The organism is Pedobacter steynii, assembly GCF_900103665.1.
Lineage (GTDB): Bacteria > Bacteroidota > Bacteroidia > Sphingobacteriales > Sphingobacteriaceae > Pedobacter > Pedobacter steynii.
The window spans coordinates 884,952-897,425 of record NZ_FNGY01000002.1; the positions used below are offsets into that span (position 1 = coordinate 884,952).

At 42.5% G+C, this 12,474-nt stretch carries 12 protein-coding genes; 6 read left to right on the forward strand and 6 right to left on the reverse strand.

The genetic code is table 11. The features are described 5' to 3' along the window. Positions 1-44: 44 nt before the first annotated feature. Both BLQ87_RS07750 and BLQ87_RS07755 read right to left on the reverse strand, forming a co-directional pair. A complete protein-coding gene (locus BLQ87_RS07750) occupies positions 45-1,583 on the reverse strand; it encodes a SulP family inorganic anion transporter (protein WP_074605534.1) in 1,539 nt (512 codons plus the stop codon). Between the two features lie 112 nt (positions 1,584-1,695). Beyond that, the gene (locus BLQ87_RS07755; RefSeq protein ID WP_074605535.1) at positions 1,696-3,093 is read right to left on the reverse strand and encodes a DNA/RNA non-specific endonuclease; all 1,398 of its coding nucleotides are present in this window, start codon (positions 3,091-3,093) and stop codon (positions 1,696-1,698) included. Positions 3,094-3,273: 180 nt separating this feature from the next. On the opposite strand from BLQ87_RS07755, the gene BLQ87_RS07760 reads away from it, so the two are divergent. Further along, the gene (locus BLQ87_RS07760) at positions 3,274-3,504 is read left to right on the forward strand and encodes a hypothetical protein (RefSeq protein ID WP_074605536.1); all 231 of its coding nucleotides are present in this window, start codon (positions 3,274-3,276) and stop codon (positions 3,502-3,504) included. Positions 3,505-3,507: 3 nt separating this feature from the next. Here BLQ87_RS07760 and BLQ87_RS07765 read toward each other — a convergent pair whose 3' ends face one another. The 3 genes from BLQ87_RS07765 to BLQ87_RS07775 are packed head-to-tail and all read right to left on the reverse strand — an operon-like array spanning position 3,508 to position 5,424. Beyond that, positions 3,508-4,179, reverse strand: coding sequence for an SOS response-associated peptidase (locus BLQ87_RS07765; protein ID WP_074605537.1), 672 nt, complete (start codon positions 4,177-4,179; stop codon positions 3,508-3,510). Positions 4,180-4,219: 40 nt separating this feature from the next. Next, on the reverse strand, positions 4,220-4,507 hold the full coding sequence (locus BLQ87_RS07770; RefSeq protein ID WP_074605538.1) for a chaperone modulator CbpM: 288 nt from the start codon (positions 4,505-4,507) through the stop codon (positions 4,220-4,222). A gap of 11 nt (positions 4,508-4,518) precedes the next feature. Next, positions 4,519-5,424 (reverse strand): DnaJ C-terminal domain-containing protein, encoded by a 906-nt coding sequence (locus BLQ87_RS07775; RefSeq protein WP_074605539.1) that lies wholly within the window; start codon positions 5,422-5,424, stop codon positions 4,519-4,521. 124 nt (positions 5,425-5,548) lie between these two features. Between BLQ87_RS07775 and BLQ87_RS07780 the strand changes: the two genes are divergently transcribed. The 5 genes from BLQ87_RS07780 to BLQ87_RS07800 all read left to right on the forward strand — a co-directional run bounded on the left by BLQ87_RS07780 (position 5,549) and on the right by BLQ87_RS07800 (position 12,102). Beyond that, positions 5,549-6,631, forward strand: coding sequence for a Gfo/Idh/MocA family protein (locus tag BLQ87_RS07780; protein WP_074605540.1), 1,083 nt, complete (start codon positions 5,549-5,551; stop codon positions 6,629-6,631). Positions 6,632-7,022: 391 nt separating this feature from the next. Continuing rightward, entirely contained in the window at positions 7,023-7,886 is an 864-nt protein-coding gene (locus BLQ87_RS07785) for a sigma-70 family RNA polymerase sigma factor (protein ID WP_074605541.1), read from the forward strand. A gap of 249 nt (positions 7,887-8,135) precedes the next feature. Beyond that, the gene (locus BLQ87_RS07790; RefSeq protein WP_062547595.1) at positions 8,136-8,312 is read left to right on the forward strand and encodes a hypothetical protein; all 177 of its coding nucleotides are present in this window, start codon (positions 8,136-8,138) and stop codon (positions 8,310-8,312) included. A gap of 144 nt (positions 8,313-8,456) precedes the next feature. Then, on the forward strand, positions 8,457-9,506 hold the full coding sequence (dinB, locus tag BLQ87_RS07795; protein ID WP_245723812.1) for a DNA polymerase IV: 1,050 nt from the start codon (positions 8,457-8,459) through the stop codon (positions 9,504-9,506). Positions 9,507-9,687: 181 nt separating this feature from the next. Then, positions 9,688-12,102 (forward strand): hybrid sensor histidine kinase/response regulator, encoded by a 2,415-nt coding sequence (locus tag BLQ87_RS07800; RefSeq protein WP_074605542.1) that lies wholly within the window; start codon positions 9,688-9,690, stop codon positions 12,100-12,102. 3 nt (positions 12,103-12,105) lie between these two features. On the opposite strand, the gene BLQ87_RS07805 is transcribed toward BLQ87_RS07800, so the two are convergent. Beyond that, entirely contained in the window at positions 12,106-12,444 is a 339-nt protein-coding gene (locus tag BLQ87_RS07805) for a winged helix-turn-helix transcriptional regulator (protein ID WP_074605543.1), read from the reverse strand. Between the last annotated feature and the right edge of the window lie 30 nt (positions 12,445-12,474).

The following is a 12,474-nucleotide window of genomic DNA, read 5'->3' on the forward strand; positions in this document are numbered from 1 at the left end:
AAGCGCAGGAAGATCGGCTCTGGTCAGTGTTTTCAGCGGATATGTTAGCGCTTTTCTGTGGCAATCCTGTACGTTGGATCTTCAAGAATATTGACTATAATAACCCCCTCTGCATCTTTTAAAAGCCTGCGGCAATCTTCGCTCAGGTGTATCAAATGAAGTTTTTTTCCTGCTTTGTGGTATCGCTCTGTGAGTTTATTTAATGCATCAATCCCCGACATATCGGCAATTCTGCTGTCTTTAAAATCAATAATCACTTCTTGTGGATCATTGGTCGGGTCGAATTTTTCGTTAAAATTTGCTACGGAACCGAAAAATAGCGGTCCATAGATTTCGTAATGTCTGACTCCATTTTCATCCAGGTACTTTTTAGCCCTGATTCTTTTGGCACTTTCCCAGGCAAAGACCAGCGCAGAAACAATGACACCGATCAGGACCGCCAGGGCAAGATTATGAAGCCAAACCGTGATTCCTGCCACAAGAATGCCGACAAATATATCCTGCCGGGGCATTTTGTTGATGATTTTGAAACTCATCCATTCGAACGTTCCAATGGCTACCATGATCATGACACCTGTTAAAGCAGCCATAGGTACTTTTTCAATGATGGGCGCAGCAAAGAGAATGATGATCAGAATCGTTAAGGCGGCGATGATTCCTGATAAACGGGCCCTTGCGCCTGCAGAAAGATTGACCAGTGTTTGAGCGATCATCGGGCAGCCACCCATACCAAAGAAAAAACCGTTGAGCATGTTGGCGGCGCCCTGGGCTATACATTCCCTGTTGCTGTTTCCTTTGCTGTCGGTGATTTCGTCGACGAGATTCAGGGTCAGCAGGCCTTCGGTTAGCCCTACAGCAGCCATAATGAGGGCATAAGGGAAGATGATTTGAAGGGTTTGCAGGTTAAAAGGCAGCTCCGGAATATGGAAAGGAGGAAATCCTCCGCTAACGGAAGCAATGTCTTTAACTGTTTTGGTATCGATATTAAATCCTAACACCAATAGAAATACGACAATAATGGCCACAAGAGAAGCGGGGACCGCCTTTGTGATCTTTGGTAATACCACTACAATCGCAATCGTTAAGGCAACCAGTCCAAGCATCAGGTATAGTGCGTTGCCGCTCATCCACTGCATTTCTCCGTTTACGTTCACCTTAAACTGCTCCAGTTGTGCCATAAAGATGATAATAGCAAGGCCGTTCACAAAGCCAAACATCACAGGTTGAGGAACAAGGCGTACAAATTTGCCAAGTTTAAACAGGCCGATACTGATCTGAAAGATACCTGCCAGGGCAACCGCTGCAAACACATAATCGAGTCCATGTGATTTCATTAAAGCAATCAGGACGATTACCGTAGCGCCCGCACCTCCGGAGATCAATCCAGGTCTTCCGCCAAAAATGGCAGTGACGAGTCCCATGATAAATGCAGCATATAATCCTGTCAGAGGAGGAAATCCTGCAAGGATGGCAAAAGATAAGGATTCTGGCATCATGGTCATGGCTACAGTCAGGCCAGCCAGGATCTCAATTTTATAGTTGATTTTCCGGGAAAAGTCGAAAAGTTGGAGGTAGGGTTTCATGTGAACGCAAAGGTACTGGATCGGCTCAATATTGAAGCTATTAATTAAACTCATAAAAAAACGGTTGCCCAAAATGCTGAACAACCGTTTTTTTATGAGTTTGGATTTTGGCTTAATTACCGGTATCCTTTTTAATTTTTAAAGCGTCCTGTATTCCCTGAGGTAGGTTGGAAAGAAGTTTATGTCCTGTTGCTTTCTCAATGTCACTTACCGTTACAATGTATTTTTTCCAGTCGAAATCTACGGTGTTGATGTTAGGTGTATTGATCGCAATTACCCTTGTTGCGTTACTTACGCGTTGCATATCACCATTTCCTTCAGGAATAATCAAAGCGACTTTCCATACATAACCCGGAACGGTAACTTTTCCATTGTCAATGGTTGTGGTCATGGTACCCGAGCTTCCTACGCCGCCGGTTCCATAGCTACCCATAATGATGTACACCTCATTTCCTGAAGTAACCTGAGCGCGAAGGTAACTTTCCAGGCCTTCCCATGTTTTTTGATTGTTATTTGGTGCCTGAGGGATCATGTTGTTCATGAAGAATGTGGCGCCATTGGCTTCTTTAGAAGTTACTCTGTCGCCGGAAGGGCAGTTGTGACCTCTGTCAAAACCTGAGCCGGTATAGCTACTGTTTAATACTTTATAGAATGCAGCAGGTAAACCTGTATAGGAGGCGAAATTATCCAGTCTTTCGGTTCCTTTAACGAGGCTCTTTGCATCTATATGCCAGCTCACCCAGTTTGGTATGCCTCTGCTGCTGCTATAGGACTGCATGTAATAACGCATATCCAGAAGATAATTTTCCGGCGTAAGTGTGCTTGCATCTGAAGGATTTCCAAGAAAGGCATTGCTGTCATCTCCCGTCAGCGGTTGTGCATCCGGTCCGACTACAAGGTCTCTGGAAGCCGGGCCCGGATTAGGGTTTTCGCCGCCGTCTCCAGGGTTGGTTTCTGGTTTAGGTTTGCCTAAAACGATTCCAGATTCGCCTGTTCCTTTAAAGGTGATGTCGTCGATGTTTACTCTTGTCGTAGGGCTTGTTTTCTGGATCTGGAAGCGTACTTTTCCTTTTACATCAATCTGAAAGGAGTCTGTGACTAAGGTGGTGTTGCTTTCCTGAATTTCTGCACCTAGTGGGTTGAAGGTAGTACCTCCATCCGTAGATATTAATAATTGCCAGGTTGCATTTGCATCCTTGCCAAATTTACCATGACTGATGTATATTGTTTTTAGTCCGCTTACATCGAAGTTCATGGTGATCTTGCCGGTTCTTAACCTGGCACTTCTCAGTCCGTTTTTTAAATCGCCTGCCTGGTTGCCTACCAGTGCATCTTCAAAGTTCCATATGCCGGTGATGAGGGTATCGGTTTTAGCGGCATAGCTCGCTTTACGGCCATTTTCGAAATCTTCTGAAATTTTGTAAGTAACGGGAGTGTCGTCTTTTTTTGAACAACCTGCTATAGTGAAGATAGTCAGGCAACTGTAGATAAGTAGGTGTTTTATTCTCATATTTTGATGTTTGGCGCAAAATAATGAGTTTAAATATTACTATAATGTTAAATTAATCAAATGTGGATAATCTTATTTAATATTAAGATTTGAAAGCAGTTAAAGCTATGTTAAATCATTAACATTTGTTAATGTAATGATAATTTAACATTAAAAGCGGCTTGCTTTACCTTTGGTGCTGTGAGTATTCCCGTTTTTGTATTTTATGAGCTGTTGATCAGGTTGTCTGAACTGAACCCTAATGTAGGAGATTATTTTTCGCATACGCTGTTAGAAAAAGAAGTGATTTTACAGACGACCACCGGTCTGGTAAAGGTTCCCCGGAATTTATTAAAAAAGCAATTTACAGATCCCCGGCTTATCGCCGAGTCGGAACTCTCTGCCCTGATCGGCCATTTTAAAAAGAGCTGAGGATTAAGCAGGAACGTAGTTCAGCGGCTTGATGAGGCTTGCATCGTTGATGCTTCTGTCGGCAATGTCTCTGGAAACCAGGAATCTGATCATCTGTTCTTCCGGGTATGCGCTGCAGCTTGCCAGTAATTCTTCTTCACTTGTTTCCTTACTAAGCCATAGTTTTTCCGTCTCCGGAGTTAAAATAACCGGCATGGATTTCCTGATTTCTCTTACCAATGGGTTGGCAGGCGTGGTGACGATACAGAAAGACTCATATCTTTCTTTCGTTTCAGGATCAATCCAGGCAGACCAGAGTCCTGCCATTGCAAAGACCTGACGGTCTTTTAAATGAAAGCGGAAGGGGTATTTTTCTGCGCCGAATCTCTGCCAGATATAGAAGCCATCGGCTAAGATCAGGCAGCGTTTATTAGCGGTTACCAGTTGTTTGAATAGGGGGTTGACCAGGATCTGGGAACTTCTTGCATTGCACATCGCTGATTTACGTTCTTTAAAGAAGAAGGGAACCATAGAGAAATGCATTTTTCTGATCAGTTTGGGTTGATCGGCAGTGATGACCATCCCAGGCATGTAAATGCCAATATTATAAGTAGGTGTATAAGGCTCCTCAAGCTCGTAAGGGTAGTATTGCCGGAGGGTAGAAAGATCTTCAGTAAGAGAATAAGATGAAGCCATCTGTGAATTTAGTGATTTTTTGTAAAATGCAAGCCGGATTTTATTCGTGCAGGCGGAGTTTTTTGTTCAGTTCCCTGATCTCCTCCTGCATCTGGCTGACTTTCTGCAGCAAATGCCTGATGGCATCTATTCCTTCAATATTGATCTGCAGATCGTAATGTAAATGGATATATTTATCCAGTTCGCTGAATTGTTCCTGATGGATAAACTTTTCTTCTCCGATGATGGTGAATATGATCAGGCCTGACTCTTCCAAAGCAACAATAAAAGAAGGGTCTATGTCGTAATTGATGCAATATTCAGTGATGGTGATGAATTCTGTTTCCATAGCTGCTGGTATTAACTCAGGTTTTGTAGTTCTTTAAACAATTCTTTTTGTTTGTCGTTCAGTTCTGCAGGGATACGAATGGTATAAGTGATGAACATGTTTCCAAATTCTCCTTCCTTTTTATAAACAGGAAATCCTTTGTTCTTTAGCCTCACCTTTGTGCCATTCTGTGTTCCGGCAGGAACTTTGAGTTTTACCTTTCCATCCAGGGTTTCTATGGTCACTTCACCTCCCAGTACGGCGATGTACAGGTCGATCTCCTGCTGGATATAAAGGTCGTTATTTAGTCTTTTAAACATAGGATCTTCTTCAATATTGATGGTGATGTAAAGGTTGCCGGCAGGGCCTCCGTTTACGCCCGGGCCACCATGCCCGTTTAATTTAATGACCTGTTCGTCTGCAATACCGGCAGGTATCGTAATGCGGATATTTTTCCCGTTAACGGTTAAGGTCTGTTTATGGGTTTTATAGGCATCCCGGAGTTTAAGCTGTAAGGAAGCCTGGTAATCCTGGCCTTTATATTTTACGCTGTTTCTGCCTGAGCTTCTGTTTCCGCCACCGAACATCGATTCAAAGAAATCTGAAAAGTCTCCCCCGGCACCGAAGTCGGAAGCAGCATATCCTCCTCCGGAAAATGGATTTTGACTGCGTCCTCTGGATTGTGACCTTTGCGCTTGCTCAAACTGTTCTGAATTTTTCCAGTTTGCGCCGTATTCGTCATATTTTTTTCTTTTATCGGGATCACTAAGCGCTTCGTTCGCTTCATTGATTTCCTGAAACTTCTTGTTTGATTCCTTGTCGTTGGGGTTGAGGTCCGGATGATATTTCCTTGCCAATTTTCTGTAGGCTTTTTTTATATCGTCCTGAGAAGCCTTCTTGTCGATACCCAGAATTTTATAATAGTCGATGAATGCCATTTAATAATTGATCTGTTCTCAAATTTAAGGTATTATTCTCAGGCTTTATCAAAATTCAACAGATTGATTTGAGTTGGCGCCTGGCAGGTCTTAATTTTCTCAATTAAAATAATAAATTTGAGTTATGTCGTCAGAAAAAAAAATTAAGGTACTTGTTGTAGGTTGTGGTAATATGGGAGCATCTCATGCTGCGGCTTATCACGAGCTGGATGGATTTGAGATTTGTGGATTGGTGTCGAGAGGAACGAGTAACATCCTGTTGAATGAAAAATTAGGTGGTGGTTATGCTTTGTTTAATGATTATGAAGCAGCCCTGGTAAGTACAAAGCCCGATGCGGTCTGTATTTCTACTTATCCGGATACGCATGAAGCTTTTGCGATAAGGGCCATGGAGCAGGGTTGTCATGTTTTTATAGAAAAGCCGTTGGCAGATAGTATGGAGGCCGCACAGCGGGTTGCAGATGCTGCGAAGAAATACGATAGGAAGTTATTGGTAGGCTATATTTTGCGTTACCATCCTTCCTGGAAACGGTTTATAGAATTGTCGCAGGGCATGGGAAAGCCTTTGGTGATGCGTATGAACCTGAACCAGCAAAGTCAGGGTGCTAAATGGCTGGTACATCAGAACCTGATGAAGAGCCTGAGTCCGATTGTGGATTGTGGGGTGCATTACATTGATGTGATGTGTCAGATGACAGGATCGAAACCGGTGCAGGTGACTGCGATTGGTGCGCGTTTAACGGAGGATATTCCGGAGGGTAATTATAATTACGGGCAATTGCAGATTCGTTTTGAAGATGGTTCTGTAGGTTGGTATGAATCTGGCTGGGGACCGATGATTAGTGAAACTGCATTTTTTGTGAAAGATGTGATTGGGCCGAAAGGTTCGGTTTCGATCCTTGCAAAGGAAGCTGGAGGGGCAGGGAAGTCTGACCTGATCGATGCACATACCAAGACTGAGTCCATTAAAGTTCATTATGCAGCGCTGGATGAACAAGGGCGGTTTTCAAAACCGGACGAGTGGGTTGATTTGAGTGATGAGCCTGATCATCAGGAGCTTTGTAGCAGAGAGCAGCGTCATTTCCTGAGGGCAATATTAGAGGACCTGGATCTTAGCGGACCTACACAGGATGCGCTCAATAGTCTGAATGTTGCTTTTGCCAGTGACGAGTCTGTAAGGACCGGAACGGTAGTGAAGATCGAATAACAGTAGTTTCTTATCATATGAACAAAAAGCCGGCCCTTCAGCTGGCTTTTTTTGTTTTGTCACATAAATTTAAGTTTAGTCAAATTTTTGCTTAGTGTATATTTTTTTTAAATATGTTTTCTTTTTGTTGGTTTAAAAGTGTGTTTAATGATCTATTTGTCAATAAAATATATTTTTTTAATTTGCACTTAGTGTATTTATTTTTTTATACGTTTGTTTCAGGAAGAGGCTGAAAGTCATACTTATGGTGTTTCTCAGTACTTCTGTTTGCGATAGCAATTCATAATATCTTGTGCTCTTATAAACTAATTTAACAGGTTTTTTGAACGGCAAATCTTTGTGGATTTACATCGAATTAAGCAATTGAATTATTAACCTATTGAAATTTTTTATGAGACATTTCAGGATATCACCATCCATTACCAACAGGAAAACGGATTCACTGGAGCGGTATTTAAATGAAATTGGAAAGATTGATTTGTTGAGTCCGGAGGAAGAGATTGAGCTTGCCAAAAGAATCAGCGCTGGAGATCGTGCTGCTGCTGATAAGCTGATCAGGGCAAACCTGCGTTTCGTGGTGTCCGTGGCGAAGGGGTATCAGGACAATGGTCTCCGGCTTTCAGATCTGATCAGTGAGGGAAACAGAGGGTTGATCAAAGCAAGCGGCCGGTTTGATGAGACCAAGGGCTTTAAATTCATCTCTTTTGCGGTGTGGTGGATCCGACAGAGTATTATGGCATCGATTTCTGATAACAGACGGATGGTGCGGCTGCCGGGAAACCAGGTTGTGGGCATTACGAAAGCCTACCGGGCAGCCGAAGTGTTGGAACAGAGATTGGGGCGTTTCCCTACTGCGGAAGAGATTGCGGAGGAGATGGGGGTTTCCGATGAACAGGCCATTGATTTTCTTTCTCATGCGCCAATGTCACAATCTTTGGATGCATTGCTTAGTGAGGATGGAGAAACTACTGTAAAAGACCTTATTCCGAACGAAAATGCACCAGCTGCCGATCATCAGTTGTGGCAGGAATCCCTGGCCGTAGATATGCGCCGGTATTTAACGATTGTGCCGGAAAGGGAACGAAAGATCATCTATCATTATTATGGTTTGTTTGGTTATCCTAAGACTACACTCGATGATATGGTCTTTATCTTTAAACTGAGTAAGGAGCGCATTCGTCAATTGAAAGATAAAGCGATAAAGACCTTACAACGCAGCCCGAAATCGGCACTTCTCCGGGAGTATTTGTACTGAAAATGTAGCGGTCATGCCTTGTTTTAGGCCTTCAGGCAATTTTTTTTAAAATATATTTGTGCTGTTTTGTTTAGCTATTTGTTTGTTTTATTTAAACGAAACAGGCCTTTAAAGGGTGTTTTTGTATGGAAATGGGCTTTTTGAATAAAAAAACAGTATTATCCATAAATATTCATTTGGTGGAAATCCAATAATTATTAACTTTAAAGCGTTATATCATATATTTAAAATCTTAAACGAAAGAAAAACATGGAAAAATTCTCGAAACTTAAAGAACTTATTGCAAGCGTTGAAGCTGATGCAGACAAATTTTATAATTCAGGAAACGGTGCTGCTGGTACAAGAGTACGTAAAGCAATGCAGGATTTAAAAGGCCTTGCTCAGGACATCCGTACTGAAGTAACTGAGAAAAAAAACACAAAGTAATCTACTTTGAATGTCATGAGAAAGGCCTGCAATTTGCAGGCCTTTCTTGTTTATCGCTATTCAGGATTTTATTTTATAATTTTAGGCCCCGGCCTTATGAATCCTTTAGAGCAACAGCCTCAGCGCAAGATTATACATATTGATATGGATTCATTCTATGCGTCTGTGGAGCAAAGAGACAACCCCTCACTTCGGGGAAAACCTGTAGCCGTTGGAGGTGGACCTGAAGGGCGTGGAGGTGTGGTGGCTACGGCCAGCTATGAAGCCAGAGCCTTTGGTGTTCATTCTGCGATGTCTTCTAAAAGGGCGCAACAGCTCTGTCCTCATCTCTTATTTGTTTATCCAAGATTTGCGGTTTACAAAGATGTTTCCCGGAAAATCAGGGAGATCTTTATCAGGTATACCGATTTGATTGAACCTTTATCACTGGATGAAGCCTATCTGGATGTGAGTAATGATAAATTGGGAATCGGATCCGCTATAGCTATCGCCAAAGAAATCAAGGCCGCGATTAAGAGCGAGCTGAACCTGACCGCCTCTGCCGGTGTATCGATCAATAAGTTTGTGGCAAAGGTGGCTTCCAATATGAATAAGCCGGATGGCCTTACCTTTATCGGGCCCTCGAAAGTGGAACGTTTTATCGGGCAGTTACCGGTAGAAAAATTCCATGGGGTGGGGAAGGTGACCGCCGAAAAGATGAAGATCAGGGGTTTACATACCGGTGCAGATCTGAAGAAATTAACCGAAGCGGAACTTGTTCATCTTTTTGGGAAGAGCGGACGGTTTTTTTATAAGATCGTAAGGGGGATTGATCAGCGGAAAGTAGAGCCCAATCAGGAAACTAAATCCATCGGGGCTGAAGACACTTTTTCTTACGACCTGGAAGCGTTGTCGGAAATGAATCCTGAACTGGAGAGGATCGCCCTGATTGTATTTCAGCGGATGAGTCTTTATAAGCTTTATGGAAGGACGCTGACGGTAAAAATTAAATTCAGTGATTTTAAGCAGATTACCAGGAGTAAATCTTTTACGGAAGAGATCAGGACGATCGCTATGGTCAATGAGGTATCTCAGTCCTTGTTGGCAGCGGTAGATCTGGAAGGAAAGAAGGTCCGGCTCCTGGGGGTTTCGATTTCCAACTTTGCGCTGGCTGCCGACCAGGGAATGTTATACCAACCCAGGCTCTTTCCATAGTCTCAGCCCCTCTGGAATGACGGTTTTGTAAGGCGATGGTTTCCAGATTCATAGGTGAGAATGACTTTTTCTAAATAATGTTGCCTGCTATTTAACTTATGCCATAAATCTCCGGTAAGAAGGTTTGTTTTTGGGTTATTTATGTAAATTGAGCAAGCATCTAAAGAATAATGTGTAGCCTATGCGATCCTTAGCTGATCTATCTAATAATTATCTGAAGGAGTCTGACCTGGCTTTTTTTAATAAGCTTTTGCAGTTTCAGAATGCTTTTTATTCTACGGAGCATAAGGAAGATGTGCTGGCAAAGTTACTCCATGAATTGTGCGGGGTTACACAAAGCAATTGTGCAGGGTTGATCAATAATAAAAACAGGTTAGCAGATGTTTTTGTAAATAATGGTCAGGTTGGTCTGTTGCATGCTACCTTTCAAAATACCCGTGCTACTGCAGGGAAAAATTATCAGATTAAAAAAATAGGGGAGCAAAGCATGTTGATCTGCAGCATCAGAGATGCGGATGGTATCCTTGGTCTGTTATATCTTATTCGCTCAGGACCGGCCTTTACTGCGGAGCATTATGCAAGTATAAAATCGGCAATACCTGTGATTAATGGAATGCTGGCTTTTATTAACCTCTCTGATAAGACAGCCCCGGAACTTGCACTTCAACTGAGAAAAACCGCAAGCTTACAGTCGCTGATAGAATCGCTTGATGATATTATTCTGGAGCTGGATGAACATACCGTGATTAAAAAAGTCTGGGTAAAAGATAAAACCAAGCTGTTTATGCCGCCGGAGCTCTTTATCGATAAAACTTTGACCGAGGTAATGGGAGGTTTTGCCTATGTTTTTATCGAATGTATCCAAGCCTTGCTCATCTCAGGAGAACGACAGGAATGTGTCTATCCTGATTTTGACCTGAACAAAGATTTATGGTATTGTGCGAAATTCCAGAAGATTGATGTGGGAAAAGAAGCTGATGGTGTGAGGGTTATCTGTGTGATTGAAGACATTACCTCCAAAAAGCTGATGAGCGATCAGCTGCAGCAAAACACTGTAGAGCTGAAAAGAATTAACAACTTACTTGATATTGGTTTGGATATCTCTAAGATGGGGGGCTGGGAGTATCACCTGTTGAGCAGGGATCTTTTTGTTACGCGACAAATTAACGACATCAAAGATCTTGGACATGATGTCGTTCTGGATTATAAAACTGTCTTTGATTATTTTGACCATTCCAATAAAATCATTTTACTGAATACCCTGAATGAGGCTTTTAAAGAATCACAGCCTTTTGATATTGAGCTGGAGTTGACTTCTGCTACCCAGCATAAAAAGTGGGTCAGGCTTGCAGGGGTTCCGGTTTTTGAAAATGAAAAGCTGCAATCCTTCAGGGGGATTTTAAAAGACATTACGCACAACAGGAAAAATCAGGAGGAGCTGATTGCGGCTAAAAATCTGGCCGAACAGATTGCCAGGAAGAGGACCGAGATTCTTTCCATCATGAGCCATGAAATACGAACGCCACTGAATGGGATTATTGGAATTTGTAACCTGTTGAATCAGAATGTTTTTCCAGATCCTCAAACCAGGGAGTATGTGAGCCACCTGAGTTTTTCTTCCAACCACTTGTTGAATCTTGTGAATGATATCCTGGATCTGGAAAAGATTGAGAATAAGAAAATGGAGCTTAACGAAGCAGAAGGAGACCTTACTGCTTTAGTAGGGAACATCATTAAGCAGTTTGATTCTCTGGCGGAGGTGAAGGGGCTTGCACTGAAATTTCATGCGGATGAAGGAATTCCTTCTGCCATTATTTTTGACGCACTCCGTCTCGGAAGAATCCTGAACAACCTGGTTGGAAACGCGATTAAGTTTACTGAAAAAGGTGAAATTGTGGTGAGCCTGACTACGGTGAGTAAAAAAGAGGATATCGTGAGGGTGCTTTTTAAGGTTGAAGATACGGGAATAGGGATTCCAGATCATCTTCATAACCTGGTGTTTGATAAGTTCCACCAGGTCCAGCAGGCGAGCCACAGGCAACAGCAGGGAACAGGGCTTGGTTTGAGCATTACCAAAGGTCTGGTGAGTCTGTTTAAAAGCGAAATCATTCTGCGAAGCAGAATGGATGAAGGAACCGTGTTTGAGTTTGAAATCGATTTTAAAATTGTTAAAAAACCGGAACTGAGAAAAGTATTAAAAAGAGAAGGACAGGTGCGCAATATCTTGCCTGGGTTAAAGCTGTTGATCGTTGATGATAATCCGGTGAACTTGCTGGTCGCAAGACGTCAATTGGGGAATTTTGGTATCGATGCTGAGCAGGCTGACAATGGATATACGGCGCTGGTGATGTTGCAGGAGAAAGAATTTGACGTTATCTTAATCGATTTGCACATGCCCGGAATGGATGGATACCAATTGGCAAGGAAGGTCCAGGTAGACCATCCGGCAACAAAAGTGATCATTTTTACTGCGGATATCCTGGAGGAAGTGAGGATGAGGTTAAGTGAGATGGGGATTTTATACGTCTTGTCCAAGCCCTTTAATCCTGATGAAATGCATGAATTGCTGCTGGAAGTGATAAATAATAACGTATAATACTTATTTCATGTCATTCCAATCGGAAAGTGTAACCAGAATTGGTTGTAAGGCTTTTCCTTTCTCAGACAAATGATAATCTACCCGTACCGGAACTTCCGCAATGATCTCTTTGTAAAGCAGGCCATCCCGCTCCATCTCTTTAAGTTGTTTACCGAGCGTCTGATCTGATATTCCCGGCAATACTGTTTTTAACAGGCTGAAGCGGTTTACGCCCTCATTGATATGTATGAGGATGAGTGCTTTCCATCTTCCTGAAATGGCATCCAGAGCCGCATTAATCCGGCATGACTGCAGCAGGAATGTCTTGTTGACTGCATTTGAAGAGTTTTCTTTGATCATAGCGCTACTCATTTTTTTATGAGTTACTTC

Bases quoted from the DNA above. Each gene is read 5' to 3' on its own strand.
- BLQ87_RS07775 (WP_074605539.1), bottom strand. From the start codon at position 5,424: ATGGCATTCATCGACTATTATAAAATTCTGGGTATCGACAAGAAGGCT.
- BLQ87_RS07755 (WP_074605535.1), bottom strand. From the start codon at position 3,093: ATGAGAATAAAACACCTACTTATCTACAGTTGCCTGACTATCTTCACT.
- BLQ87_RS07800 (WP_074605542.1), top strand. From the start codon at position 9,688: ATGCGATCCTTAGCTGATCTATCTAATAATTATCTGAAGGAGTCTGAC.
- BLQ87_RS07790 (WP_062547595.1), top strand. From the start codon at position 8,136: ATGGAAAAATTCTCGAAACTTAAAGAACTTATTGCAAGCGTTGAAGCT.
- BLQ87_RS07750 (WP_074605534.1), bottom strand. From the start codon at position 1,583: ATGAAACCCTACCTCCAACTTTTCGACTTTTCCCGGAAAATCAACTAT.
- BLQ87_RS07780 (WP_074605540.1), top strand. From the start codon at position 5,549: ATGTCGTCAGAAAAAAAAATTAAGGTACTTGTTGTAGGTTGTGGTAAT.
- BLQ87_RS07765 (WP_074605537.1), bottom strand. From the start codon at position 4,179: ATGGCTTCATCTTATTCTCTTACTGAAGATCTTTCTACCCTCCGGCAA.
- BLQ87_RS07785 (WP_074605541.1), top strand. From the start codon at position 7,023: ATGAGACATTTCAGGATATCACCATCCATTACCAACAGGAAAACGGAT.
- BLQ87_RS07770 (WP_074605538.1), bottom strand. From the start codon at position 4,507: ATGGAAACAGAATTCATCACCATCACTGAATATTGCATCAATTACGAC.
- BLQ87_RS07805 (WP_074605543.1), bottom strand. From the start codon at position 12,444: ATGATCAAAGAAAACTCTTCAAATGCAGTCAACAAGACATTCCTGCTG.
- dinB (WP_245723812.1), top strand. From the start codon at position 8,457: ATGGATTCATTCTATGCGTCTGTGGAGCAAAGAGACAACCCCTCACTT.